Here is a 24,275-nt window from a genome sequence, read left to right as displayed (position 1 = left end):
TGCGGGGTGGCGTTGACGCATCCGTCGACGGTGTCGTCGGTGCTCGCGACCGGCCCTATGCGTGTTGTGGGTGGTGGCGTGTGATGAGGCCGATCACCCCAACAACCCCCGAGAAGACCCTGGACGGCGTTCCGGAAACCGTCGCACTCGCCCGCGCGTGGGTGAGCGAACAATGCGCACTCCACGGAGTCAACCAAGACACTGCCGATCGCGCGGTCCTGATCGCCTCCGAATTCGCGACGAACGCGGTCAAGCATTCCCGTAGCGGGAAACCGGGTGGCACCTACACCGTGCACACCGAGTTCCAGGACTCGACCCTCTACCTGAGTGTCACCGACAACGGAGCCCCCTACCCGCCCTACAAACGACCACGCGGAAACGCGGACGGGCTCCCCGAATCCGGCCAAGGGTTGTGGCTCGTCGAAGCGCACAGCGACTGGTGGCGCGCCCTCAAATTCGCCAACCACCACACCATCACCGCCAAACTCACCACCACCTAACCCCCACAAACCCCGGCCGGGGGCACGAGCCCCCTCCCACCCCCGGCCGGACCCCTACCGGGCGACGTAGCACCCATTGGGCTCGCCCATCTCACCGCGCGCGTCGCGCGCGCAACACTGTGTCCCTCGTGTGGTGGGTGCCTTCCGGTGGTGTGCCGGGGCGGGGACGTGTCTCGTTGACCTGGATGGTCCAGTCGTCGGTCAGCAGGTCGGCGATGTCGGCGGGCTGGTAGTAGTCCCGTGGGTCGAGGTCGCGGTCCGGGGGGAGGTCGGCGAAGTCGTGGCTGACGACCAGCAGGGTCCCGCCGGTGGCGACCGCGGCCAGCAGGCCGGGCAGGGGCGTGTGGGCGGGGTCACGCGGGATCGGGAAGTACTGGACCGACACGAGGTCGAACGCGGCGACGGGCGGGGGGACGACGGCGAGGTCCGCGTGGGCCCACGCGATGCGTTCCGCGAGGTCGGAACCGGCGGCCGCCGCACGTTTCAGGGCGACCTGCGAGATGTCCACCGCGGTCACCAGCCAGCCGCGGCGTGCCAGCCACAGCGCGTCCGCGCCCTCACCGCAGCCCACGTCCAGCGCCTGGCCCGGCGGGAGGTCGGTGACCTCGGCGACGAGAACCCCGTTGGGTTCGCCGCTGAACACCTTCCTCCGCGACTCGTACATGGCGTTCCATCGGTCCGCGTCGCGCGGCTCCCCAGCGGTGGTGCTCTGATCGGTCATCGTGACCACCCCATCCTCGGTTCCCGGTGTCCCTCTTTGGCGAAAACTCCGTGTCAGGCCGGGGGATTCCTGAGTGTGCGGTGGAGATGGCCGGACTCTCACCCGCGTAGCGCGGCCTTGGCGGCGTCCCGGGTGGCGGCACGGTAGCCCGAGCCGAACAGGGCGGCGTGGACGAGGAGAGGATGGAGCTGGTGCAGGGGCACCCGCTGACGCCACCCGTCGGCGAGCGGGGTTTCCTCCTGGTAGGCGGCGAGGACCTCCTCCAGGTGCGGGAGACCGAACAGGGCGAGCATCGCCAGGTCGGTCTCGCGGTGTCCACCGTGTGCGGCAGGGTCGATGACGGTGGCGGTGTCTGGTTGCCAGAGCACGTTGCCGCTCCACAGATCGCCGTGGATCCGTGCCGGAGGCTCACTCGGGCCGGCAAGCTCCGGCAACCGTTCAATCACCCGTTCCACCAAGGCCACGTCGGCGGGTCGCAGCGCGCCGACGTCACTGGCCCGTCGCAGGTAGGGGAGCAGGCGCCGTCGGGCGTAGAACTCCGACCAGTCGGTCGAGGGCGTGTTGTCGAGTGGCAGTGGACCGATGTACCCCGACCAGTCCGCGCCGAAGGACTCGGCGCCGGCGTCGTGCATCCTCGCGAGCCGTGCCCCGAACCGGCGTGCCGCGACGCGCTGGCGGGAGTGTCGGGCACCCACCTCAGCGCGAGAAGCTCCGCCGACCACCCGAGGACGTCCGGGACCGGCGCCGCCCGCGCGGCACCCAGCCAGCGCAAGCCGCGCGCCTCGGCGTCGAACAGGCCCACGTGTGGCACGTCGGCGACCTTGGCGAACCCGTGCCCCGCGTCCGCCAGGTCGAGGCGGTAGAGCGACCAGTCGTGGCTGCGCCCCAGGGCCCGGGCCTCCCGCACGGGGAGTCCGATGACGTCGGAGATCCGCGCGGCGACGGTCATCGCCGACGCAGGGTCTGGGCGATCTCGCTCACCAGCCCCTTGCTCGCGCCTTCGATCATGTTGAGGACGGTCGTGAAGCCGTCGTCCCCGCCGTAGTAGGGGTCGGGGACCTCGGCGTGCGGGCCGCCGTCGGCGGCGAAGGACAGGAACAGACGGATCCGGTCACGGTCGCCCGCCGGCGCCACGCGGACGAGATCGGCCTGGTTGTCGGCGTCCATCGCCAGCACGAGGTCCCGGTCGGCGAACCACTCGGGGTCGAACCGGCGGGCGACGTGATCGGTCAGGTATCCGTGGATGCGCAGTGTGGACGCGGCCCTGTCGTCCATGGGTGACCCGATGTGCCAACTCCCGGTACCGGCGCTGTCGACACGGACGGCACCGTCCAGACCGGCACGTTCGAGCTCGGTGCGCACCACCTGCTCCGCCATCGGCGAGCGGCAGATGTTCCCGAGACAGACCAGGCACACTCGGTAGGGCTGTGCGGGGTCGCGAGGCTCCGGCAGACTCATAAAGCCACCGTATCCAAGCACTAGGCCTCGGGCAGGCGCACCACGGTGACGAAGAACTCGTCGATCTGACGGACCACGGTCACGAACTGCTCGAAATCGACTGGTTTCGTCACGTAAGCGCTCGCGTGCAGTTGATAGCTGCGGACGATGTCCTCCTGGGACTCCGACGTCGTGAGCACGACGACGGGGATGTGGGCCAGCGCCGGGTCGCCCTTGATCTCCGCGAGTACCTCCCGACCGTCTTTGCCGGGGAGGTTGAGGTCGAGCAGGATCAGGTGGGGCCGGGGAGCGTCGGCGTGGTCCTCCTCCTGGCGAAGGAACCGCATCGCCTCCACCCCGTCGGAGACCACGTGCAGACGGTTACCGAGTTGGTGTTCCTTGAAGGCTTCCCGGGTCATGAGGACGTCGCCCGGCTCGTCCTCGACGAGCAGCACCTCGATCGGCTGCACCATCACGACCTCGCTCATTGTCGTCCCTGTCTGGACACGGGAATCTCCGAGAAGCCGGTTCGGTCACCGGCCACTCTCGGTCGCCCCTGGTTCCTGCGTCGCTTCGTCGTCCTCTGTGGAGGAACGCGTCGGTAGAGACCAACGGATACGGGTCCCTGGTCCGTTCCATTCGGGATCCAACCAGATACGCCCACCGTGGAACTCCACGATCTTCCGGCACATGGCCAGGCCGATGCCGGTGCCTCCGTACTTGTCCCGCGGCTGGAGCCGCTGGAACAGCGCGAAGATGCGGTCAGCGTACTGTGGTTCGATCCCGATACCGTTGTCGGTACAGGAGAAGACCCATTCGCCCTCCCGTTCCTCCACGGTAACGCGTACCACGGGAGCCTCCTCGCCGCGGAACTTGATCGCGTTGCCGATCAGGTTGAAGAACACCTGAGTGAGCAGCGTCTTGTCCCCGTGGACCGTGGGGAGATCGTCGCTGGTCACCGTGGCGCCGGTCTCCTCGATGGCCGAGCCGAGGCTGCGCAGCGCCGACTCGTAGGTGTCGTTGAGGGACACCGGCGTGAAGTTGTGGGTGCGCCCGACCCGGGAGAAGGCCAGCAGCCCGCTGATCAGGGCCTGCATCCGTTTGGCGCCCTCGACCGCGAAGTCGATGTAGTTGTCCGCGCGCTCGTCGAGCTGCCCGTGGTAACGGCGCTGCAACAGTTGACAGAAGCTCGCCACCTTGCGCAGGGGCTCTTGGAGGTCGTGCGAGGCGTAGGCGAACTGCTCCAGCTCCTCGTTGGAGCGTCGAAGCTCCGCGGTCTGCCGGCTGAGCAGCTCCGACTGCTTCTGCAGCGTACGCCGGGCCCGCGCCACCTCGTCCAGGTCGGCGACGATGCGCTCGCGCATCGAGTCCACCTCCAGCCCGACCCGCTCGATCTCCGGCGGAGCCCGCAACTCGATGCGGTGCTGGTAGTGCCCCTCGGAGACCTGCTGCAGGTGGCGGCCCAGCTCGTCGAGTGGGCGAAGCACCCAGTCCTGCAGCAGGACCCACACGAAGATGAGGAGCGCGACGACCACCACGCCGACGAGAACCAACAGCGCGATGAGCTGCTGTGTCGCGGCGCGAAGATCATCCTGAGCGGCCTCGGTCTCGGAGATGATCTGGTCCCGTGCCTGGACGGACGCCGAGCGCAGGTCGTTGAACAGTTCTCGGCCTTCGCGCCGGTCCTCCCGGGTGACCTCGTCGCCCCGGTTCACCGTGGCGATCGCGGGCTCGGCGAACTCGGTGTTCCACGCCTCCGCCGCCTCGGCGACCTCGTCCAGGCTCTGGGTGATCTCCTCGTTGTCGAGGTCCTCCAGCGTGTTCAGGCTCTCGTACTGCAGGTCGCGCGCCTCTTCGTAGGCGGCGAGGTAGTCGGGATCCTGGGTCTGGATGTAGCTGCGGACGCTGGTTTCCTCGTTGGCGTAGGCCGCCATCATCTGCTGGACCGCGATCTGGGACGGCCCCAACTCGTCGACCTGTGCCAGCATGCTGTCCCGCGCCTGCAGCGCGCTGAGGGTGATGGTGAAGACGGCACCGACGAGGATGACGCTGACCGTCGCGAGCAGGGTGGTGACCCGGCGACGCAGCGACCACGGCGCCTTCCCCCGCCGGTCCGCGGCACCCGTCGCCCCATCATTGACGGAAGCCTTCGTGGCGTTGGCCGTCCGTTCGGCCCCAACTCCGCCCCGCGTCCCAGACGCGCCCCGGGTGCCGTCGCGCGCGGACGGTTTCCCCGAGCCCGCGGAGCCGGCGTCCTGGTCGGAGCGCGATCTGTCGGAAGAGGAGGGGTCGCCGTCGGTGCCGCCGGCCGAGGGGGTGCCAGCGGGGTCGTCATCACTCACGGGTTGGTCCGGTCGGTGATGAGCAGCATCGCGACGTCGTCCTGCAACGGGCCGCCGTTGCGCTGCTCGGCCGCGTCCACCACGACCTTGGGCAGCTCGGCGACGGGGGAACCGGCCGTGCTCGTCGTCTTCACCAGTTGGCGCAGCCCATCCAGCCCGATGCGAGGGCGGTCGGCCGAGCCGTCGTGCGCGTCCAGCAGGCCGTCGGTGTACAGCAACAGCGCGCTTCCCGCCGGGAAATGGTGCTCGGCGGCCTCGGGATACTGCGGCAGGTCATGCGGCGGTAGCGTCCCCAGCGGTGGGTGCGGGTCGGTCCGCAGCTCCGTGATCTCGTTGGGGACAGCGCCCGGATGGGTCATGCCGATCGCCGGACCGGTCATGAGCGGCGGGGGATGGCCGAACAGGCGGACCCGCAGCCGGTCGCTGCCGTCGTCCACGCTCACCTGGCACAGCGTCGCGTACATCTCCTGTTGTCCGCGTTCGCTGACGAGGATCTCCTCCAGTGCCGGTATCAGCGCCGCCTCGGTCACCCCGCCCATCACCAGCGCGCGCCAGGCGATACGCATGCTGACGCCCAGAGCGGCCTCGTCCGGCCCGTGTCCACTGACGTCACCGATGATGATGTGCGTGGTTCCGTCCCGGTGGACGGCGTCGTAGAAGTCGCCTCCGACGAGGGCGCGTTTCCGGCCGGGGCGGTAGAAGGAGTGACAGACGAACCGGGACCGGTCCAGGAGCACCTGGGGGAGGAGTCCGCGTTCCAGCCGCATGTTCTCCCGCGCGTGCAACTCCGCCTCGCGAAGCTGGCGAGCCTGCTCGTCGGCGCGCTGCCGCTCGACCGCGTAGCGCATGCTACGGGCCAGCAGGGGACCGTCCACCTGTCCCTTGACGAGGTAGTCCTGCGCGCCGGCGGCGACGGCCTGTATGCCCTCGTGCTCGTCGTCGAGCCCGGTCAGCACGACGACCACCGCGTTCTTCGCGGTGGTGAGTACGTCGTTGAGCAGTTCCCGACCACGGGCGTCGGGAAGGTTCATGTCGAGCAGGACGCACCCACGGAACTCAGGTAGGGCCTCGCGGGCTTCCGCCAGCGTCGCGGCCCAGGTGATCTGGGCGTCCAACTCGGTTTCCGCGAGGAGTTCCTCCACCAGGAAAGCGTCTTGTGGGTCGTCCTCGATCAGGAGGATCTCAGCCCTCTGGGTCGGATTCGGCACCAACTCTGTCGCCTCGTCCCTGTCCACGGAACCGGCGGCCATCGAGGCCGCGACGGACGACGATATGCGTCGCGCTGGCCCGGTCTCCATGGCTCTTCGCCTTTCGTGAGTGGCGTCGACCCTCGGACATGGCCCGTGGTCCGCCTGCCCTCCCACTGTTCCTGCCGTCCAGCGTCCTCATGGCGCGCTGCATCCGTGCGGACCGTGGCCGCACGGGGATGGTGAGTCCGATTGTCCCCGCCCGCAACCCGTCGTTGGGGGCCGGCCGCGGCTGCGCGCGGAACCCCCTCCACAGGGCTGGTCAACCCATGATATTTGCGGCAGTCAAACCAGGAAAGTCATGCCTCGCCTCTCTCCATTGTTTCTGACGTCGTGTCGTCATAATCTTGTGCACGGCGTTCGCCGCCCACGTGGGTGGTCCGACAACCACACTTCGCAGCCCTCGGCGAAAGGGAACCGTTGAGCGAGACACAGGACACACCTCCCCTGTCCGACGCGATCAAGGCCGCCACCTGGTCGAACCATCAGGCGGCCGAGGACCACGGCTACACACAGGAGCTGCTCAACGGGGAGCTGCCGCTCGAGGACTTCGCCGCTCTGGTGGCGCAGCACTACTTCGCCTACGTCGCCCTGGAGGAGACCGCCCGCGCGCTGCGGGACGACCCCGTCGCCGGTTCCGTCCTCTTCCCCGAGCTGGAGCGCGTTCCGGCACTGGAGCGCGACCTCGCCTTCCTCTACGGGGAGGGATGGCGCCAGGCCATCGCGCCCAACCTGCCCACGACGACCTACGTCGCGCGGATCCGCCAGATGACCGAGTGGCCGGCCGGCTTCGTCGCCCACCACTACACCCGCTACATGGGCGACCTGTCCGGCGGGCAGTTCATTCGCCAGGTCGCCGAGCGCACCTACGGACTCACCGACCGGCGCGGGGTGGAGTTCTACGTCTTCGACACCCTGGACAGCCTGCCGAAGTTCAAGAACGCCTACCGGGCCGGCCTGGACGCCCTCCCCGTCGACGACGCGGAGCGGGAACGGATGATCGGTGAGACGCGGCTCGCCTACCAGCTCAACGTCGAGGTGTTCGCGGCCCTGGGCCGGGCGCGCGGTGCGCGGGTGGCGGCCTAGACACCCTCGTGGCGGCGGCGGGCGGGCCCACCTTGGCACTCCGTCGGCCTCCCACATCGGGGTCCACGCGGCGGACGGGGCGCGACGGCGTGCTCCGTCCGCCGCGTTCGACATGCCTCAGCGTGCCAGGATGGGGGTATGCCGAAGATCTCCGCGGCCACGATCGCCGAGCATCGCGCCCAGACGCGGGAGCGCATCCTGGAAGCGGTGTCGGCGCTGACCCGTCACCGGGGGATCGACTCGGTGTCGCTGACCGAGGTGGCCGAGGCCGCCGGGGTGACGCGGACCGCGCTGTACAACTACTTCCCGGACAAGCCGGCCCTGCTGCTCGCCTTCGCCGAGGAGGTCACCGCGCTGTTCGTACGGCGCTACGAGGACCGGGTCACGGCCGAGGACACCGCGGCCGAACGCCTCGACCGGTTCCTGCTGCTCCAGCTCGAGGGCATCGTCGAGCATCCGCACCCGGCGTCGGGGGAGCTCGGCGCGACACTCGGCCCCGAGGCCTACCAGGCCCTCGCCGAGCACGTGGCGCCGATGCACCGCCTTCTCGGCGACATCCTCGCCGCGGGCGGGGAGTCGGGAGAGTTCGTGGTCACCGACACCGTCGCAGTCTCACGTCTGATCATGGCGCTGATCGGGTCCCAGCGCGTGCCGCTGCTGCGCGCGGAGACCACGGTGGAGGACTCCCACCGGTTGGTGGCCACCTTCGCCCTGCGGGCGCTCACCGCGTCGACCTGACCGCCCGCGCCGCCGCGGTGCCGGGGCTGGCACCGCGCCACCGTGCCGGTCGTGCGTCCGCGGCGACGCGGCCCCAGTCGTCACGAGGACGCCGGTGACGACGTCCCCGGTTTTCGCGCGCTGGCGAGCAGGTGTGCGCCGACGGCGTCGTCGGACTCCGCGGCCTTGAGCTCCATGTCCACCAGGCGACGGAGCGCCTGGGGCTTGTCGTTCATCATGAGTTCCACGGTGGACGCGGACAGCACGGTACGCGGCTTCACCCACTCCAACTGCAGGCCGGAGTCCGCGAGCGACTCCGAGAGCTGGTCGACGGTGAAGCAGCGTGTGATCGACCCGTCCGGCCAGGGGACGAGGAGGACGTCGGCTCCCGCCGCGTAGCTCAGCTCCGGCCAGCGGGTCTGTTCCGCCAGCAACGCCATGCCCAGCACGACGGAGTCGACGCACAGCAAGGCCCGGCCACCCGGACGCAGCACCCGCATGATCTCCGACAGGAGGGTCTCGGTCGCGAGGTGCCGCGACAGCGCACGGTTGTCGGCGAGCACCGCGTCGAACCTGTCGCTGGCGAACCCGGTGAGATAGGTGGGGTCACCGACGACGGGCCGGAGCCGGCCCACGGGTGTTCCCCGTGGGGACGGCGCCCGGAGTTCGGCGTGGAGTACCGGGTTGTCCTCGGACGCGGGGACGAGCTGGACCACGTCGTGTCCGGCGGCCGCCGCCCGGGACGCCCCACGGGAGTCCGGACCCGACAGGTCGAGGATCCGGGACGGCTCCGTGGGGAGCCAGCGGGTCAGTTGCACGTCGGCGACGGCCCAGTAGAACCGCCAGTAGGCCGACAGCGTGTCCGGGGACGCGAAGTGCGCCGCCGGTGATCGTGGGGGCGGCAGGTCCGAGTCGTCCGACGCCTCGAACAGTGATGGGCGTTGCGCAGAACCGGAGGACGGGCGCACGTGCTCTCCTCTCCACCTTCTTTGCAGAGTGTTTTACCCCACTCTCTCGTATCGAACTATCTTCTTCCCGGTGACAGGGGTAGCGCCACCGTGGAATCACCTCGGGTTCGCGGTTGTTCTGGACGACATCCCCCGTACGCGGAACCGATGCAAAGAGGAGCCCAGCGCAGTGGCAAGTGGAGTCGCGATCAGCGAAGCCGAGGTGGCCCCCGGGCGTGCCGGTGCCATGCGGATCACGTCCTCGGCTATGTATGGTGTGCCTACGGTCGCCCCGTGGGACACCAGTACAAGGAGGCCGGAGGGCTTGAGTAAGGGTCAGGAGACGGTCGAGGAGCAGGGGGCCCGCTTCGAGCGGGACGTTCTGCCCTACCTGGACCAGATGTACTCGGCCGCGTTGCGGATGACCCGCAATCCGGCCGACGCCGAGGACTTGGTTCAGGAGACGTTCGCCAAGGCGTTTGGTTCGTTCCATCAGTTCAAAGAGGGAACGAACCTGAAGGCCTGGCTGTATCGCATCCTGACCAACACCTTCATCAACTCGTACCGCAAGAAGCAGCGGGAGCCCAAGCAGGCGGGGACCGAGGACGTCGAGGACTGGCAGCTCGCACAGGCCGCCTCGCACACGTCCTCGGGGTTGAAGTCGGCCGAGGCCGAGGCGTTGGAGCACCTCCCCGACTCCGACGTGAAGCGCGCGTTGCAGGAGCTTCCGGAGGACTTCCGGATCGCGGTGTATCTCGCCGACGTTGAGGGTTTCGCCTACAAGGAAGTCGCGGAGATCATGGACACGCCGATCGGCACCGTGATGTCGCGCCTCCACCGCGGACGTCGCCAGCTTCGCTCGATGCTGGAGGAGTACGCGGGCGCGCGCGGCATCCTGTCCTCGAGCGGCACCACGTCCGGTTCTGGGGGAGAACGGTGATGAGTAGTCGGGACGGCGCCGTTCGCGCGCGACCTACCAAGGGCCGGTGAGTGTATGAGCTGCGAGGGACCCAGCGACACGCCGTGCAGTGAGGTACTGGCGAAGGTTTATGCCTACCTTGACGGAGAGCTGGAAGAGGGCGGATGCGCGGAAATTCGCGAGCATCTGGACCAGTGTGAGCCCTGCCTGCGCGAGTACGGTCTGGACGAGGCCGTGAAGCGATTGGTCGCGCGGTGCTGTGGGAGGGATCCGGTGCCGCCCGGCCTGCGCGACAAAGTCCTGACGCGACTCGCCAGCGCCGAGGTCGAGGAGCGCGGTCGCACCGTGTGACCTGCGGTGTTGTCGGGTGACCAGGTTGGTCGCCCGACATGCAACCGTTATATTCAATCACTCTCCGTAGTTGTATTTGGTGGCTGGCCGCCCGAGCTGCGGTTGTGTGGGAATCGTGAATAGCCACGACGAGAATACAGGCTGCGGAGAGTGAGAACTGGGTCCACCCATCCCCGAAATTGGCACGCCGCTGTCTCGCCGTCGTCACTGAGCGTCGAAATGGTCGAGGCAGCACGGTGAAAAGCGCTGCCAATAAGGTTAAACTGGCCGCCGAATTACCGCGAGGGTGAATTCGTCGCGGAGCGCGGTGGCCGGTGGGAGGGGCGCCGCCTCGCGACCGCTGCCAGGCCGGTCCAACACCGCGGTGCGCCATCGGCGGGGGAGTTGACCGATCCCGGGTGCAGCGTGGTTGAGGGGGTCCTCGGGGGAGGGGAGTCTGGCATGCGTGGGTTGCCCGGTGCCGCCCGGATCTACGTCGCTGTGGTGATCGCCGCCGCGGTCGGGGTGATGATCTATGGACCCCACGGGGACCTGGACATCACCGTTCTCGTGCTTCTCGCCGTTCTCTTCGTGCTGGCCGAGTCGGTCAGCACGATGGTGGACACCGGCCGCACCGCATCTCGCCCAGCGCCTCGGCCGCGCTGGCGGCCGTCGTCCTGGTCGGCCCGGTCGGCGCGGCGGTCGTCGGCTTCGCGTCGTCGCTCATGTTCCGCCGGCAACAGATCATCAAACGCCTCTTCAACGGCGCGCAGTTCGGCCTCGCGGGATACGTCGCGGGCCTCAGCTACGTCGTGCTGGGCGGAACGGTCGGCGTGCCGGAGCACGACAGCTTCCCCTGGATCCTGCTGCCGTTCGGGGTGGCGGTCCTCGTCCACACCCTGGTGAACACTGCTTTGGTCGGCGGTCTCATGTGGTGCCTGGGCGTGGTGCGGCCCAGCGTCGGCCAGGTGCGCTGGCGCCCCTTGGCCACGCTCGAGCTGTCCTCACTCGGCTACGGAACGCTGGGGCTGTTCATCGCCGCCGTGTGGGGCGTCGTCGGCCCGTTCGCCGCGGTGCTCGTACTGATCCCCCTGTTCACCGCGCGGTGGGCGTTCGAGCAGTACGTCGCGGAGGGACGCGCCCGGGACGCCACCCTCGCGACCCTGTGCCAGGCGGTCGAGACCAAGGACTACTACACCCGGGGTCACTGCATGCGGGTCTCCGCCGCCTCCACGATGATCGCGCGGGAACTGCGCATGAGCGCGGAGCGCGTGCAGAGCCTCGGATTCGCCGGCATGCTGCACGACGTCGGCAAACTCGGGGTGCCGACCAAGGTGCTGCAGAAACCGGGCGCGTTGACCGAGGAGGAGTTCGCGGCGATCCAACTGCACCCGGTCCGCGGATACGAGATCGTCCGAGAGATCGGCTTCCTAGACGAGGCGCTGGCCGGCATCATGCACCACCACGAGCGCATGGACGGACGGGGATACCCGATGGGCCTCGCCGAGAACGACATTCCGGAGTTCGCCCGCGTGATCGCCGTCGCCGACGCGTTCGACTGCATGACCTCCACCCGTTCCTACCGGCGGGCACGCAGCGTCGACGCCGCGATCGCCGAGCTGCGCAAGTGCTCCGGCGCCCAGTTCGACCCCCGCATGGTGCAGGCGCTGGTCGAGGCCGTCGAACGTGACGGCTGGACCCCCGTCGACACGGTGATTCCGCCCAAGGACGCCGGCGTCCAGGTGGCGCGTCAGGACCACGACGATCCCAGCGCCCCGCTGCGTATCGCGGGGGAGAACCCCCGATGAGCCCCCGCGAGCTCTCCGACACCGCGCAGGGGCGCCACCGGCAGGACCGGCGCCAGTCCGGCGCCGTCCAGACGGTGGTCGGGGTAACGGCGCTGCTGATCGCCGTCATCACGATCATCCAGACCGCGGTGGACGGTGTCGTGAGCCCGCACACCGCGCTGGCGTTCGGGGGACTGATCGCCGTCGGGGAACTGGCCCGCATCACCCTGCCCGGGAACCGGGAGATCGCTCCACTCGCCTCCGCGGGCGCCATGGCCTACACCTTCCTGCTCCTGATGGGCGACGAGCCGGCCGACCACTCCGCCGCCCAGGTCATCGCGGTGACCGCCATCGGCTTCGCCGTCGGCGAGCTGCCGCACGTCGCGGTCGGACGCACCCCGCAGTGGAGTGACCTCGCGCGACGGCTGCTCATCGTCGCCCTCATCGCGATGGCGTTCCGCCCCTTCACCAGCGCCCTCGGCCCACCGGAGGGGGAGTGGTGGAGCGCGCTGGGGTTGATGGCGGCCCTGGGAATCGGGAGCTGGTTACTGGACTCGTGCCTGGCGGCGGCCATCCGCGCCGAGGGACTGCGGACCCGCTTCGGTGTCGCGATCGTCGACGAGATGGGGGCACAGGTCCGCATCGGTGTCGCGATCGGCGCCTCGGGCATCCTCATCGCTCTGGCGAGCAGCGTCATGGGGGTCTTCGCCCTGCTGGTCTTCGTCGCGCCGCTGCTGGTCACCCAGGTCGCGTTCCGTCGGTTCGCCGAGGTCCGACGCACCTACCTCCAAACCGTCCGCGCGCTGTCCCGCGTCACGGAGGTGGGCGGCTACGTCGCCAGCGGACACTCGCGCCGGGTGAGCCGCCTCTCCCGCGCGGTGGGGCGGGAGCTGGGCATGCGGGAGTCCGAACTGCTCGACCTGGAGTACGCCGCGCTCATGCACGACATCGGGCAGCTCTCCCTCCCCGATCCCATCCCCTCCGGCGCGACCGTGCTCGCCGCCCCCCGGGAGCAGCGCCGCATCGCGGAGCTCGGCTCCGCCGTCATCCGTGAGACCGGTGTCCTCGACGGCGTCGCCGAGCTCGTCCGCCGACAGTGCGAACCCGCCGCCGGCGTCGCCGACATGGGCGCCCCACCCTTGGGCAGCCGCATCATCAAGGTGGCGAACGCCTTCGACGACCTGGTCGGCGAGCGCGCCGACGAGGACCGGGTGAACGCCGTGATCAACCGGCTGCGCATGGACACCGACCGCGAGTACGACGTCGAGGTGGTCGAGGCCCTCGCCCGTGCGGCCCACCGCCCGGACGCCGACTGGTGGCGCGGCGAGGGATCCTGACCCCCGTCAGACGCCCATCGTCTTGCGGGGGTACACGGCGTCCGGGTCGGTGGCGATGTTGACCATGTAGGGGCCGTCGTGGTCGAAGGCGCGGGTGAGGGCCGCGCCGATCTCGTGGGGGCTCGTGACGAGCTCGCCGCCTCCGCCCAGTGAGCGGACGACCTCGTCGTAGCGGGTCTGGGGGGTGAGGTCGGCGACCGCGTCGTAGCCGTAGATCGCCTGCATCGGGTGCTTCTCCAGCGCCCAGATGCCGTTGTTGCCGCACACCATGACCACGTTCAGCCGGTGGCGGACCAACGTGTCGACGTCCATGAGCGAGAAACCCGCCGCGCCGTCGCCGAGGAGCACGACGACCTGGGCGGAGGGGCGGCTCAGTCGTGCCGCGATCGCGTAGCCCATGCCGGTTCCCAGACAGCCGAACGGGCCGGGGTCCATCCAGTTGCCCGGACGCATCGGTTCGACGTACTTGCCGGCGTAGGACACGAAGTCGCCGCCGTCGCCGATGACGACCGCGTCGTCGGCGAGGACCCGGTTGAGTTCGCCGTAGACACGTCCGGGGTGGATCGGGTCGGTATCGCTGGTGAGGAGTTCCCGGTCCTGCTGGGTGGTGGCCGCGCGCGCCGCGTCGATGGTCTCGCGCCAGGCGGGCAGGCGCGGGTTGGGGACGGTCTTGGCGGTGAGCTCGCGGATGATGGCCGACAGGTCTCCGTGCGCGGCCCCGGCGAGAGTGAGGTGGGAGGCGATCCGCTCGGGCGCGTCCACGATGTGCACGACCCGGGCGAGGGGGTGGCCGTCCCGGCCGGCGAACAGTCCGTGATTGAGGCGGAAGTCCAGCGCCGTCCCGATCACGATCACCAGGTCGGTGCGCCCGAGCGCGGTCGACCGGGCGCGGGTCGCGAGCAGGGCGTGGCCGCGGGGCAGGACGCCACGGCCCTGGCCGTTGGTGATGACGGGCACCCCGAGCTCCTCGACGGACTCCCGGGCGACCCGCTCAGCGCCGTTCATCCACACGTCGGAGCCCAGCACGATGACGGGGCGTTCGGCGTCGCTCAAGAGCTGGGCGATCTCGGTGATCGCCTCCGGGTCGGCCTCGGCGCCCGGCGACGCCGCCGGAGGCGCGCCGCGCTCCACGTCGGCCTGGTCGTAGAGCTCGTCCATGGGGACGTCCACGAACACCGGTCCGCGGTGTGGGGTGTTCGCCTCGGCGAACGCCTGGTGCATCGCGGCGTGGATCTCGGAGGTCCCCCGCGTGGTCCAGGACCGTTTGGTGATCGAGTCGACCAGCGGTGGCTGGTCGAGCTCCTGGAGAAGCCCCTGCCCCCACCGGTTGCTCGGCGCGCGGCCCCCGACCACCACCAGGGGCGACCCGTTGAAGTGCGCGGTGGCGATCCCGCTGACGCCGTTGGTCACGCCGGGGCCGGCGGTCAGCACGGCCCACCCGGCGCGTCGCGTCAGCTTGCCGACGCCCTCCGCGGCGAACACGGCGGTCTGCTCGTGGCGCACGTCCAACAGACGTAACGCCGGCTCGGTCTGGAGCGCACCGTCGTAGATGGGGAAGATGTGACCGCCGGAGAGCGTGAATACAGTGTCAACGCCGTGCTGCCGTGCGGCCTCGACCGCGTGCACCCCACCATGGCCGGTGAGCCGTCCTGTCTGGTCTGATGTGGTCATGCCGGCGTCCCCCACCGATCGGTAACCAATTCGCCATCATCGTGTCGTCGCTGCACCGCGCCCCACAGTGACAGAACTCATTCATGCGGAGGACGCAGTCGGGTGACGAACTTGTATCGGTCTCCTCGGTACAGGGAACGGACCCACTCCACGGGTTGCCCTTCGGAGTCCAGACTGTGCTGGGAGTGCAGGACCAGTGGCAGCCCCACGTCGATGCCCAGCAGGCGGGCGTCCTCGGGAGTCGCGAGCACGGTCTCGATCGTCGCCTCGGCCTCGGACAGGTGCACCCCGTAGGCGCAGGCGAGCGCCTCGTACAGCGAGGCGTGACGGTCGAGCTGTCGGCGCAGCCCGGGGAAGCGCCGTGCCGCGAGGTGCGCCGTCTCCACGGCCATGGGCTCCCCGTTGGCCATCCGCAACCGCTCGATCCGCAGCACCCGTCCGCCGGTGCGGATTCCGAGCAGCTCGGCCAGGCGTTCGTCGGCGTTGACGTAGGTGATGTCGAGGATTCGGGTCGCCGGGTGGAGGCCGTGGGACCGGATCTGCTCGGTGTAGCTGCTGAGCTGCAACACCTGGGTCACCTTCGGTTTGGCCACGAACGTGCCCTTGCCCTGGATACGCAGCAGTCGACCCTCGACCACCATCTCGCTCAGGGCCTGGCGCACCGTGGTCCGTGACGTCGCGAAACGCTTCGCCAAGGACCGTTCGGGAGGAACGGGACTTCCCGCCGGCATGGTGGAGACGAGCTCTAACAGGAGCCGTTTCACCTGGTAGTACTTTGGGATCCGGGGACTTTCCCCTGTCGTGTGCCGCACCGCCACCTCGGTTTCCTCCACCACTGACCGCCCGACGATCCTCAGAGCATCTTCGCAGTTCACCACGGATACCCTGCGACGGGGATCCCCGAATCGCCGGGGACCTCCGCAGGGCTGGCGCACGGCATCCAGGCGGTGCGGTGCTCGTGGGAGGAAGCGAGAAGTTGCCTCATCTGAGTGACCTGATTCGACGTTATACGGCTTTGCGAACCGCGGACGTGGAGTGGTTGCACGCGCTGCTCTCCGACTGGCAGCTCCTGGCCGACCTCTCGTTCGCGGACCTGGTCCTGTGGGTACGGCTCAGCGACGACGATGGCTGGGTCGCGGTCGCCCAGATGCGACCGACCACCGGCCCGACCGCCTTCCAGGACGACCTCGTGGAGCTGGTGCTGCACGAGGAGGGCCACCGGGAGCCGGGAAGCCTCCGCGCGCAGCTCGCCGACAAGCGGTTGCTGATCGACCGTGCGTGGAGCGAGGGCCGCATCATCCGCGAGGGAGACCCCAACTGGTCCGGTGGCGTCCCCGTGAGGGAGGAGCTCATCCCCGTGCGACGGGACGGGCAGCCCATCGCCGTACTACAGCGCAGCACCAACCTGAGCTCGGCGCGGACACCGAGCCGACTCGAGCTCACTTACCTACAGAGCGCCAGCGACCTCGCCCAGATGATCTCCGAGGGCGAGTTCCCGTTCGACGACCAGGGCCCGCTCATGGTCCGGTCCCCCCGCGTGGGCGACGGACTGCTGCGGCTGGACCGGGACGGGCGGGTGGAGTACGCGAGTCCCAACGCCCTGTCGGCCTATCGCCGGCTCGGACTCACCGCGGACCTCGTGGGCGCGGAGCTCGCCCCAACGAGCCTGGAACTGGCGGCTCCCGGTGAGGCGCGGGACGAGTCCCTGAGCTGGGTCGCCGGCGGACGTGCCGCCGGCGAGGCGGAGATCGGCGCACGCGGTGTCGTGGTGCAGCTCCGCGCCATTCCATTGATCGTCGGCGGGACGCGCAGCGGCGCGCTGATCATGGTGCGCGACGTGACGGAGCTTCGCCGCCGCGAGCGAGAGCTCCTCACCAAGGACGCCACGATCCGCGAGATCCACCATCGGGTGAAGAACAACCTGCAGACCGTCGCGGCCCTGCTCCGGTTGCAGTCCCGGCGGCTGGACAACGCCGAGGGCCGGCTGGCGTTGAACGAGGCCGTGCGGCGGGTCGGGGCGATCGCCCTCGTGCACGAGACGCTGGCGCACGCGCCGGACGAGATCGTGGATTTCGACGACATCGCCGACCGCGTGATGGAAATGGCGGCGGAGGTTTCGGCCACCGAACGCCCGGTGCGTCCGGTGCGAATTGGGCAATTCGGTTCGCTGCCGACCATGGTGGCGACGCCACTGTCAATGGCGCTCACCGAGTTGGTACAGAACTCGGTGGAACACGGGCTACGAAACGGGCCCGGAAGAATCGAGGTCGAAGTGCGCCGGACAACCCGCGACGCGGCCGACGGTTCGGACGAACGGCTTCTCGTCACGGTCACCGACGACGGCGTCGGCTTTCCCGAAGGGCTCGACGTCGAGAACACTCAGCATCTGGGACTGCAAATCGTGCGCACGCTCGTCGTCAGCGAGTTGGGCGGAAAGTTCGCCGTCGGAAGACCGGGGGCTGAGGGATCCGCGGTCACGATCGACGTCCCGGTGGAGGGCCATCCGTTGCCGGCACCACGCGCCTGAGTCACCTCGCGCGGTCGACGGGCGTGGAGCCTTCGCGCGACACCATGGGGCCGAGCGGCGCCGTGCCGTCGAGCGCGGCGTGGGCCCAACGGGCGGCCACGGCCGGGCGACGTTCGAGGTCAGGGCCAGGACTGGGCGAGGTCCCGCACCGGAGTCCACCGGGTATGGCGGGGTCGGGCTCCCACCGCGGGGACGCTCCGGCTAGAACGCGGAGACGCGACCGGCGGGGGTGCGGCGCTTCAGCGCGCGGCGTTCCTCTTCGCTGGTGCCGCCCCAGACGCCACCGTCCTGCCCGGATTCCAGCGCCCAGTGCAGACACGCGGTCACGGCGGGGCAACGGCGACAGACCTCTTTGGCCTCTTCGATCTGTACGGCTGCCGGGCCCGAGTTACCAATGGGGAAGAAAAGCTCGGGGTCTTCGTCACGGCAGGCGGCGTGGTGGCGCCAGTCCATGCGTTCCACTCCTGAATTATGTGAACGAATTCACGAGCACGCGAATTCGAGGCCGACTGTGATTCCGGTTTGGAGGCGTCATTCGGGGCCCCGACTTCCGCGGGTACGGCCGGCGGGTGCTTTCGGTTCGTTAATTGCCCCGTAACGTGCGGCAACACATCGAGCGTCTCAGGGTTACCCAATCCGCGCAAGAGTGGTTGGGGGTCGTGTGGGGCACACGGCTTGTCGTATGCGTCACAGGAGGCCGCAACTCGGTCAAATACCGGGCGATTATGCGATAACCTGCAACGCTTTCGCGACCGAAACGAAACCGAGATGATCTTGGTGGCCGAGGTAGTCGCCGTCCACGTGCCAGGCGCTGGGTTCACTGGCACGGATCGTGAAGCTCTGCACATCATGCAGGATGCTGTACCCGCGGCCGTGCGGCGGGGCGCCTCCTGGCGTGAGCATCTTGGCGAGCGCCCTGCCGACGCTGACCGGGTCGATCCGGGTCAGTACGAAGGCGTCCAGCCCGCCGTCCAGGCGGCAGTCGGGGGTGGGCTGGATGGCGAGCGGCCCGGCGAACGTCCACGGCGACATGTTCGTCACCAGGGTCAGGTAGACGTCGGAGATCGAGAGCCCGTCGGGGAGCTCCACGTGGAACGTGGGGCGCCGAACACTGGGGTCGGTGAGGAACAGGCGGAGGGCGTTGGCGGCGTAGCGCTGGGCGGACGCCTTGTGTCCCGCGGTGCGTTGGTGCTCCACCTCCTGCAACACCCGCGCGTCCCACCCGAAGCCCGCGTTGAAGGTGAAGTAGCGGCCGGTGCTGCCGTCGTCGACCCATCCGAGGTTGACCCACCGCGGTTCCGCCCCGGCCTCGATCCGTTCCAGGATCGCCCTGGTGGCCTGCACCGGGTCGCGCGGAAGCCCCAGTCCCCGGGCGAAGACGTTTCCGCTGCCGCCGGGGACGACGGTCACGGCGGGGTGCGGGCCGGGGGTCTCCAGCACGCCGTTCACGATCTCGTTGATCGTGCCGTCACCGCCGAGGGCGATCAGGAGGTCGATCCCCTCCTCGGTGGCCTGGCGCGCCAGGTCCCGCGCGTGGCCCTGGTGTCGCGTCTCGACCAGCTCGAGGTCGAGGTTCGCCTTCAGCTCTCCTGCGATCACGTCCCTGATGTGAGCCGTGGTCGTCGTGGCGTGGGGATTGACGACATAGAGGGCACGCACGGAGCTCAGTCTAGGTCGTCCCGCGCGGATATCCCCAGTGACGTGGGTGCCACATTGGCGCGGCGTCCACACCACGGCATCGTCTACAGTGCAGACGTGTCTGGAACACCAATAACTCTGATCGGCGCCGCGGTGGGCCAAGCCGTGGTCGGGCTCGGGATCCTCGTCTTCGGCGCCGTCGGCGTCGTCTATGTGGTCCAGGGCAACGCCGCGTCGCTCAGCTCGTCCCTGGCGCTGGCCGCGGTCCTGGTGGGGGGCGGCGGGTTCCTGTGCTACTTCGCCTGGGGGCTCGTGCGCCGCAACGAGAAGTCCCGCACGCCGGTCGTACTCACGCAGTTGTTCGCGCTTCCGGTGGCCTACTACCTCTGGCAGTCCGGATCCCCGGCCCTCGCCGGCGCTCTCGCGGGGGTCGCGGCGATCGTCCTGTTCCTCGTGCTCTCCCCACCATCGACCGCCGTGCTGTACCCGGACACGACACGGCGGCGATCCGCGGGGTGACGGGGCGGAGTCGTACCCGCCCCTCAGGTCAGTCCTCCGTCGTCAACGCCTGCCGAAGCTGGGCCAGCGTGCGGGCGAGGAGGCGCGACACGTGCATCTGGGAGATCCCCAGCTCGGCCGCGATCTGTGACTGCGTCATGTTGCCGAAGAACCGCAGCAACAGGATCCGCTTCTCCCGCGTGGGAAGCTGCTCCAGGAGAGGCTTGAGCGACTCCCGGTACTCCACACCTTCCAGCGAGTCGTCGATGATCCCCAGTGAGTCCGCCACGGCCGGTGCGTCCTCGTCGCCGCTGTCCGGAGCGTCCAGGGAGACCGTGGAATAGGCGTTGGCGGACTCCAGGCCCTCCAGCACCTCCTCCTCGGTCATGCTCAGGTGCTCGGCGAGCTCGTGCACCGTGGGTGCCCGACCCTTGCTCTGCGACAGCTCACCCACGGCCTTGGTGAGGGAGAGCTTGAGCTCCTGGAGCCGGCGGGGTACGCGAACCGCCCACCCCTTGTCGCGGAAGTGCCGTTTGATCTCGCCCACGATGGTGGGCGTGGCGTAGGTGGAGAACTCCACTCCGCGGTCCAGGTCGAACCGGTCGATCGACTTGATCAGCCCGATCGTCGCCACCTGGGTGAGGTCGTCCAGCCACTCACCCCGGTTCCGGAACCGCCGTGCGAGGTACTCAACCAGCGGTAGGTGCAGCTCCACGAGTTCGTCGCGTATGCGCTGACGTTCCGGGGAGTCCGCGTCGTAGTCACCGAGTTGCCGGAAGAGCTCCCGCGCCCGCGCTCGATCCGGCACAGAGTGTTCCGTCCTCGTCGTCAGAGTGGGGCTCCTTTCGCTCACGCCGGCTCCGCGGTGTCTCGCCGTTTGTAGAGCATGATGACCACCCTGTCGTCGGGGCCCACCCGTGCGTCGACATCGCCCGCGAGCGCGCTGAGCACCTTCCACGCGAAGGTGTCGCGCGCCGGGAGCCGACCGTCCGCGGTCAGAACCGAGACCGCGACCCGCATCCCATCACCGTCGAGTTCGAACTCCGTCGTCAGGTCGGTCCCGGGAAGTGCCTGGGCGAGGAGCATCGCGCACGCCTCGTCGACACCGATCCGCAGGTCCTCGATCTCGTCCAGCGTGAAATCGAGTCGCGCCGCGAGCCCGGCCGTCGCGGTCCTGAGCACGGAGAGGTATGCGCTGTCCGCTGGTATCCGGACAGTTACCGCGTCGCGTATGCCCGTTGCGCCAAGCGCGGACACAGCCGTTTCCTCGGTCACGTCCCTCCTCCGGTGAGCGAGTTAGCCGCCTCCTTGCAATCTATCGTGTTTGCCCGGTCGTCTGTCGCACCCGCGCCCAGCCGTGTCCGAGAAGTACCGATAGTCCCCTGGTCGGCGCGGTGACACGGGGTTCGGCGAGCCGCTTCGCGTCGGAAACACCCCCACACCACGCGATCCGAGCTCCCCGCGGACGCCGTGCCCCAGCCAACGCGATCTCAGGGGCGCGCCCTACAGGACACGGGCGAGGAACTCCTGCGCGCGCGGGTGCTGGGGGTTGGTCAGCACCTCGTCCGGTGGACCCTGCTCCAGGATGACGCCGTCGTCCATGAACGCCACCCAGTCGCCGACCTCCCGCGCGAACCCCATCTCGTGCGTCACCACCACCATCGTCATTCCGTCCTCGGCGAGACGGCGCATGACCGCGAGGACCTCGCCGACGAGCTCGGGGTCCAACGCGCTGGTGGGTTCGTCGAACAACATCAGCGTGGGGTCCATGGCCAGCGCCCGGGCGATCGCCACGCGCTGCTGCTGGCCTCCGGACAGGCGCGCGGGGTACTCCTCCGCCCGGTCCGCGAGACCCACGCTGTCCAACAGCCGCAGGGCGAGGTCCCGGGCCTCCGAGCGGGGTCTGCGCCGGACCTGCACCGGCCCTTCCATGACGTTGCCGAGCGCCGACATGTGCGGGAAGAGGTTGAAGTGCTGGAACACCATGCCGATGTCGGCCCGCTGCCGCGAGATCTCGCGTTCGCTCAGCTCGTAGAGGCGGTCGCGGTGCTGGCGGTAACCCATGAGCTGCCCGTTCACCCACAGACGTCCCGCGTTGATCTTCTCCAGGTGGTTGACACAGCGTAGGAAGGTGGACTTCCCCGACCCCGACGGCCCGATGACACAGACCACGTCACCCTGGCGCACCTCCAAGGTGACGCCGCGCAGCACGGGGAGGTTGCCGAACCGCTTGTGCACGTTCTCGGCCCGCACCATGACCGTCGCGTCGTCGCCCCGTTGCCCTTCCGCCGCCCACTGGGTCATGTTTCCCTCTGTCGTTCGCGGTGTCATCGCTGCATCACCTTCAGCGCGGCCTCCGCCTGTCTGTCCCCCTTGGTGAACGCGCGTTCCAGGAAGTACTGCCCGATCATGAACACGCTCGTGATCGCCAGGTACCAGATGCACGCCGCCACCAGCGTCGGGAAGACGTTGAAGGTCCGCGCGCCGATGGCCTGGAGTTGGAAGAACAGTTCCGTGGTCACCGGCACGTAGGCCACGAGCGCCGTGTCCTTCAACATGGCCACGGTCTCGTTGCCGGAGGGCGGCACGATCACCCGCAACGCCTGCGGCAACGTGATCCGGCGCAGCACCGTGGTGCGGCGCATCCCCAGCGCCTGCGCCGCCTCGCCCTGGCCCTTGTCCACGGACAACAGGCCGGCGCGGACGATCTCGGCCATGTAGGCGCCCTCGGACAGCGCCAACGCCAACAGGCCCGCGGTGAACCCGCTGAGATAGGTCCGGGTGTCGATGCCGAAGAGCCGCGCCTCACCCTCCAGTCCGAGCAGCGGCATCCAGTAGAAGTCGAACGGCAGCCCGACGTGGATCGTGGAGTACAGGATGGCGATGTTGCCGAAGAGGACGGCCAGGACGAGACGCGGGACGGCACGGAAGAACCAGGTGTAGAGCCACGCCACGGTGACCAGCACCGGGTTTCCGGAGAGCCGCATCACCGCGATGACGACGCCGAGGGTGATCCCGATCAGCATCGCCAACACGGTCAGCAACAGGGTGGTGCGGACCCCGATGAGCACCGGACGCGTGAACATGGCCTCGAAGGTGAACGCCCAGTCGAAGGCGTCGTTCGTGAGCAGCATGTGCACGAACATCGCCGCCAGCACCATCAGCACGGCGGCGGCCACCCACCGTCCCGGGTGACGGACCGGTACGGCGCGGATCATCTCCGCCTCGCTGGGCTGGCGGCTGGGCGCCGGGGAGCCCGCGGGTTCGTTGGAAGAGGTCACGGGCGGTGGCTCACTCGCCGACCAAGGGGTCGAGCTCGGAGGTGTCCAGGGACCCCTCGGTGGCGCCCCACTCGGTCAGGATCTCCTCGTAGGTCCCGTCGTCCATGATCGCCTGGTAGCCGGCCTGGATCGCCTCCGCCAGCTCGGTGTTTTCGTGGTTGACCACCGCACCATAGGGCGCGTCCTCGTACATGTCCCCGATGAGTTCGATCTCCCCGTCGGTCTGCTCCATCGCGTAGATGGCGACGGGAAGGTCGGCCAGTCCCGCGTCGTTGACGCCGGACTGGATGGTCGCGGTGGCCTGTTCCTGACTGTCGTGCGCCTGGATGTCGATCGGTTCCTCGCCGGCGTCGACACACGCCTCGCTGCGCTCCTCCAGGTCCTCGTGCTGCACCGTGTGCTGTTCCACCGCGACGGCGAGTCCGCAGGCGGACTCGGGGTCCACGCCCTGGGGGTTGCCCTCCTGGGCGAACCACTGGGTGCCCACCGTCAGGTAGCTCACCATGTGGACTTCTTCCATCCGCTCCGCGTTGACGGTGAACGAGGACACACCGGCGTCGTACTCACCGGACTGGACGCCGACGATGATCCCCTCGAACTCGGCGGGGACCCACTCGTTCGTCAACCCCAGCTTGGCCACGGCGGAGTCGAACAGGTCGACGTTGAAGCCCACGACGGTCTGCCCGTCGGTGTCGAGGTACTCGCCGGGCGGATACTCGGCGTTGACCCCCACCCGCAGCACACCGGACTCCGCGAACTCCTCGGGGACGAGGTCCGCGAGTTCCTCGTCCGCCTCGACCTCCTCGGCCGGGGCGTCCTCGCCGTCGGCGCCGCAGGCGGTGAGGAGCAGGGCGGTGGGGAGGGCGAGCGCGGCCACCGTGGTGGCGCGGCTCCGGGGCGTACGGAAATGACCGGTCATCGTCATCCTCCGGTGCTGAGGGGGGACCCTGGGAGCGATCATCTTCGCCGGCTTGCGTGTGTCGACGATTACCGTTGTGAGAGGATTGGATAACGGGTAACCCCCGAACACTGTGCGGTGATGATTTGCGGCGTGGAGTAGTGCCGGGCCCTTGTCGACTCCCCGGCATGCCACACGATTCAGCACAGCAGGCGTACGACGTGCGGTGATGCCGACGAAAAGCGCGGGCACCCAGCCACGTCGCGGGCGCGAGGGGCAACGACGCCCTCCCCGCGACAGTCCGTCGCTACGGCGCACGATCGCCGTTACGTAACGCCTGGCCAGGTGCCATCCGCACCTCCGCAATGACCATCGCGGCCGACGAGCACCCC

24 protein-coding genes and 1 pseudogene are annotated in these 24,275 nt (G+C 69.1%); 9 read left to right on the top strand and 16 right to left on the bottom strand.

Annotated elements, in window-relative coordinates; translation table 11 throughout:
• The first annotated feature begins 83 nt into the window (after positions 1-83).
• Positions 84-500: an ATP-binding protein gene (locus J4H86_RS10790; RefSeq protein WP_236543366.1), complete on the top strand. Its 417-nt coding sequence runs from the start codon at positions 84-86 to the stop codon at positions 498-500.
• A gap of 91 nt (positions 501-591) precedes the next feature.
• On the opposite strand, the gene J4H86_RS10785 is transcribed toward J4H86_RS10790, so the two are convergent.
• From J4H86_RS10785 to J4H86_RS10760, 6 genes are all read right to left on the bottom strand, one after another.
• Entirely contained in the window at positions 592-1,221 is a 630-nt protein-coding gene (locus tag J4H86_RS10785; protein WP_236543365.1) for a class I SAM-dependent methyltransferase, read from the bottom strand.
• Between the two features lie 98 nt (positions 1,222-1,319).
• Positions 1,320-1,916: a fructosamine kinase family protein gene (locus tag J4H86_RS10780; RefSeq protein WP_330932518.1), complete on the bottom strand. Its 597-nt coding sequence runs from the start codon at positions 1,914-1,916 to the stop codon at positions 1,320-1,322.
• A gap of 250 nt (positions 1,917-2,166) precedes the next feature.
• Positions 2,167-2,679 carry a low molecular weight protein-tyrosine-phosphatase gene (locus J4H86_RS10775; RefSeq protein WP_236543364.1) on the bottom strand — a complete coding sequence of 171 codons (513 nt, stop codon included), beginning with the start codon at positions 2,677-2,679 and terminating at the stop codon, positions 2,167-2,169.
• A 20-nt stretch (positions 2,680-2,699) separates the two neighbouring features.
• On the bottom strand, positions 2,700-3,146 hold the full coding sequence (locus J4H86_RS10770) for a response regulator (protein WP_236543363.1): 447 nt from the start codon (positions 3,144-3,146) through the stop codon (positions 2,700-2,702).
• Between the two features lie 45 nt (positions 3,147-3,191).
• Complete coding sequence (locus J4H86_RS10765; protein ID WP_394356472.1) at positions 3,192-5,000, bottom strand: ATP-binding protein; 1,809 nt, start codon at positions 4,998-5,000, stop codon at positions 3,192-3,194.
• The gene (locus J4H86_RS10760) at positions 4,997-6,298 is read right to left on the bottom strand and encodes a PP2C family protein-serine/threonine phosphatase (RefSeq protein ID WP_236543362.1); all 1,302 of its coding nucleotides are present in this window, start codon (positions 6,296-6,298) and stop codon (positions 4,997-4,999) included. The genes J4H86_RS10765 and J4H86_RS10760 overlap by 4 nt, the downstream gene beginning before the upstream one ends.
• Positions 6,299-6,667: 369 nt before the next feature.
• Between J4H86_RS10760 and J4H86_RS10755 the strand changes: the two genes are divergently transcribed.
• Both J4H86_RS10755 and J4H86_RS10750 read left to right on the top strand, forming a co-directional pair.
• Positions 6,668-7,333 (top strand): biliverdin-producing heme oxygenase, encoded by a 666-nt coding sequence (locus tag J4H86_RS10755; protein ID WP_236543361.1) that lies wholly within the window; start codon positions 6,668-6,670, stop codon positions 7,331-7,333.
• A gap of 138 nt (positions 7,334-7,471) precedes the next feature.
• Complete coding sequence (locus tag J4H86_RS10750; RefSeq protein WP_236543360.1) at positions 7,472-8,071, top strand: TetR/AcrR family transcriptional regulator; 600 nt, start codon at positions 7,472-7,474, stop codon at positions 8,069-8,071.
• Between the two features lie 80 nt (positions 8,072-8,151).
• On the opposite strand, the gene J4H86_RS10745 is transcribed toward J4H86_RS10750, so the two are convergent.
• On the bottom strand, positions 8,152-9,018 hold the full coding sequence (locus J4H86_RS10745) for a methyltransferase domain-containing protein (protein WP_394356471.1): 867 nt from the start codon (positions 9,016-9,018) through the stop codon (positions 8,152-8,154).
• A 304-nt stretch (positions 9,019-9,322) separates the two neighbouring features.
• On the opposite strand from J4H86_RS10745, the gene J4H86_RS10740 reads away from it, so the two are divergent.
• The 4 genes and pseudogenes from J4H86_RS10740 (at position 9,323) to J4H86_RS10725 (ending at position 13,370) form a co-directional block, all read left to right on the top strand.
• Positions 9,323-9,937 (top strand): sigma-70 family RNA polymerase sigma factor, encoded by a 615-nt coding sequence (locus tag J4H86_RS10740; RefSeq protein ID WP_330932517.1) that lies wholly within the window; start codon positions 9,323-9,325, stop codon positions 9,935-9,937.
• A 54-nt stretch (positions 9,938-9,991) separates the two neighbouring features.
• On the top strand, positions 9,992-10,267 hold the full coding sequence (gene rsrA, locus J4H86_RS10735; protein ID WP_236543359.1) for a mycothiol system anti-sigma-R factor: 276 nt from the start codon (positions 9,992-9,994) through the stop codon (positions 10,265-10,267).
• Between the two features lie 441 nt (positions 10,268-10,708).
• Positions 10,709-12,054, top strand: a pseudogene (locus J4H86_RS10730) (HD-GYP domain-containing protein).
• Entirely contained in the window at positions 12,051-13,370 is a 1,320-nt protein-coding gene (locus tag J4H86_RS10725; RefSeq protein ID WP_236543358.1) for an HD-GYP domain-containing protein, read from the top strand. Before J4H86_RS10730 ends, J4H86_RS10725 begins: the two are co-directional and overlap by 4 nt.
• Positions 13,371-13,376: 6 nt before the next feature.
• Here the strand turns inward: J4H86_RS10725 and J4H86_RS10720 are convergent, their stop codons facing one another.
• Both J4H86_RS10720 and J4H86_RS10715 read right to left on the bottom strand, forming a co-directional pair.
• Positions 13,377-15,041: an acetolactate synthase gene (locus tag J4H86_RS10720; protein WP_236543357.1), complete on the bottom strand. Its 1,665-nt coding sequence runs from the start codon at positions 15,039-15,041 to the stop codon at positions 13,377-13,379.
• A 77-nt stretch (positions 15,042-15,118) separates the two neighbouring features.
• Complete coding sequence (locus J4H86_RS10715; protein WP_236543356.1) at positions 15,119-15,877, bottom strand: GntR family transcriptional regulator; 759 nt, start codon at positions 15,875-15,877, stop codon at positions 15,119-15,121.
• A gap of 140 nt (positions 15,878-16,017) precedes the next feature.
• On the opposite strand from J4H86_RS10715, the gene J4H86_RS10710 reads away from it, so the two are divergent.
• The gene (locus tag J4H86_RS10710; RefSeq protein ID WP_236543355.1) at positions 16,018-17,568 is read left to right on the top strand and encodes a PAS domain-containing sensor histidine kinase; all 1,551 of its coding nucleotides are present in this window, start codon (positions 16,018-16,020) and stop codon (positions 17,566-17,568) included.
• Between the two features lie 201 nt (positions 17,569-17,769).
• On the opposite strand, the gene J4H86_RS10705 is transcribed toward J4H86_RS10710, so the two are convergent.
• Positions 17,770-18,021, bottom strand: a complete 252-nt coding sequence (locus tag J4H86_RS10705; RefSeq protein WP_236543983.1) for a WhiB family transcriptional regulator — start codon at positions 18,019-18,021, stop codon at positions 17,770-17,772.
• 270 nt (positions 18,022-18,291) lie between these two features.
• On the bottom strand, positions 18,292-19,227 hold the full coding sequence (locus J4H86_RS10700; RefSeq protein ID WP_236543354.1) for a diacylglycerol/lipid kinase family protein: 936 nt from the start codon (positions 19,225-19,227) through the stop codon (positions 18,292-18,294).
• Between the two features lie 96 nt (positions 19,228-19,323).
• On the opposite strand from J4H86_RS10700, the gene J4H86_RS10695 reads away from it, so the two are divergent.
• Positions 19,324-19,725 carry a hypothetical protein gene (locus J4H86_RS10695; protein WP_236543353.1) on the top strand — a complete coding sequence of 134 codons (402 nt, stop codon included), beginning with the start codon at positions 19,324-19,326 and terminating at the stop codon, positions 19,723-19,725.
• Between the two features lie 28 nt (positions 19,726-19,753).
• Here J4H86_RS10695 and J4H86_RS10690 read toward each other — a convergent pair whose 3' ends face one another.
• The 5 genes from J4H86_RS10690 to J4H86_RS10670 all read right to left on the bottom strand — a co-directional run bounded on the left by J4H86_RS10690 (position 19,754) and on the right by J4H86_RS10670 (position 23,904).
• On the bottom strand, positions 19,754-20,512 hold the full coding sequence (locus J4H86_RS10690) for an RNA polymerase sigma factor SigF (RefSeq protein ID WP_236543352.1): 759 nt from the start codon (positions 20,510-20,512) through the stop codon (positions 19,754-19,756).
• 41 nt (positions 20,513-20,553) lie between these two features.
• Positions 20,554-20,979, bottom strand: a complete 426-nt coding sequence (locus J4H86_RS10685) for an ATP-binding protein (protein ID WP_236543351.1) — start codon at positions 20,977-20,979, stop codon at positions 20,554-20,556.
• A 228-nt stretch (positions 20,980-21,207) separates the two neighbouring features.
• Complete coding sequence (locus J4H86_RS10680; protein ID WP_330932534.1) at positions 21,208-22,008, bottom strand: amino acid ABC transporter ATP-binding protein; 801 nt, start codon at positions 22,006-22,008, stop codon at positions 21,208-21,210.
• Between the two features lie 23 nt (positions 22,009-22,031).
• On the bottom strand, positions 22,032-22,922 hold the full coding sequence (locus J4H86_RS10675; protein WP_236543981.1) for an amino acid ABC transporter permease: 891 nt from the start codon (positions 22,920-22,922) through the stop codon (positions 22,032-22,034).
• Between the two features lie 73 nt (positions 22,923-22,995).
• Positions 22,996-23,904: an ABC transporter substrate-binding protein gene (locus J4H86_RS10670; protein ID WP_236543350.1), complete on the bottom strand. Its 909-nt coding sequence runs from the start codon at positions 23,902-23,904 to the stop codon at positions 22,996-22,998.
• Positions 23,905-24,275 lie beyond the last annotated feature (371 nt).

The sequence above is a fragment of the Spiractinospora alimapuensis genome, assembly GCF_018437505.1.
Lineage (GTDB): Bacteria > Actinomycetota > Actinomycetes > Streptosporangiales > Streptosporangiaceae > Spiractinospora > Spiractinospora alimapuensis.
The sequence above is the reverse complement of the archived record's forward strand: the minus strand, read 5'-3'. Positions and strand labels throughout refer to the sequence as shown.

What these genes read in the sequence shown, in the direction of transcription:
- J4H86_RS10720 (WP_236543357.1), bottom strand. Translation starts at nt 15,041, where the DNA reads ATGACCACATCAGACCAGACAGGACGGCTCACCGGCCATGGTGGGGTG.
- J4H86_RS10790 (WP_236543366.1), top strand. Translation starts at nt 84, where the DNA reads ATGAGGCCGATCACCCCAACAACCCCCGAGAAGACCCTGGACGGCGTT.
- J4H86_RS10725 (WP_236543358.1), top strand. Translation starts at nt 12,051, where the DNA reads ATGAGCCCCCGCGAGCTCTCCGACACCGCGCAGGGGCGCCACCGGCAG.
- J4H86_RS10785 (WP_236543365.1), bottom strand. Translation starts at nt 1,221, where the DNA reads ATGACCGATCAGAGCACCACCGCTGGGGAGCCGCGCGACGCGGACCGA.
- J4H86_RS10775 (WP_236543364.1), bottom strand. Translation starts at nt 2,679, where the DNA reads ATGAGTCTGCCGGAGCCTCGCGACCCCGCACAGCCCTACCGAGTGTGC.
- J4H86_RS10750 (WP_236543360.1), top strand. Translation starts at nt 7,472, where the DNA reads ATGCCGAAGATCTCCGCGGCCACGATCGCCGAGCATCGCGCCCAGACG.
- J4H86_RS10675 (WP_236543981.1), bottom strand. Translation starts at nt 22,922, where the DNA reads ATGATCCGCGCCGTACCGGTCCGTCACCCGGGACGGTGGGTGGCCGCC.
- J4H86_RS10670 (WP_236543350.1), bottom strand. Translation starts at nt 23,904, where the DNA reads ATGACCGGTCATTTCCGTACGCCCCGGAGCCGCGCCACCACGGTGGCC.
- J4H86_RS10760 (WP_236543362.1), bottom strand. Translation starts at nt 6,298, where the DNA reads ATGGAGACCGGGCCAGCGCGACGCATATCGTCGTCCGTCGCGGCCTCG.
- J4H86_RS10680 (WP_330932534.1), bottom strand. Translation starts at nt 22,008, where the DNA reads ATGACCCAGTGGGCGGCGGAAGGGCAACGGGGCGACGACGCGACGGTC.
- J4H86_RS10770 (WP_236543363.1), bottom strand. Translation starts at nt 3,146, where the DNA reads ATGAGCGAGGTCGTGATGGTGCAGCCGATCGAGGTGCTGCTCGTCGAG.
- rsrA (WP_236543359.1), top strand. Translation starts at nt 9,992, where the DNA reads ATGAGCTGCGAGGGACCCAGCGACACGCCGTGCAGTGAGGTACTGGCG.
- J4H86_RS10705 (WP_236543983.1), bottom strand. Translation starts at nt 18,021, where the DNA reads ATGGACTGGCGCCACCACGCCGCCTGCCGTGACGAAGACCCCGAGCTT.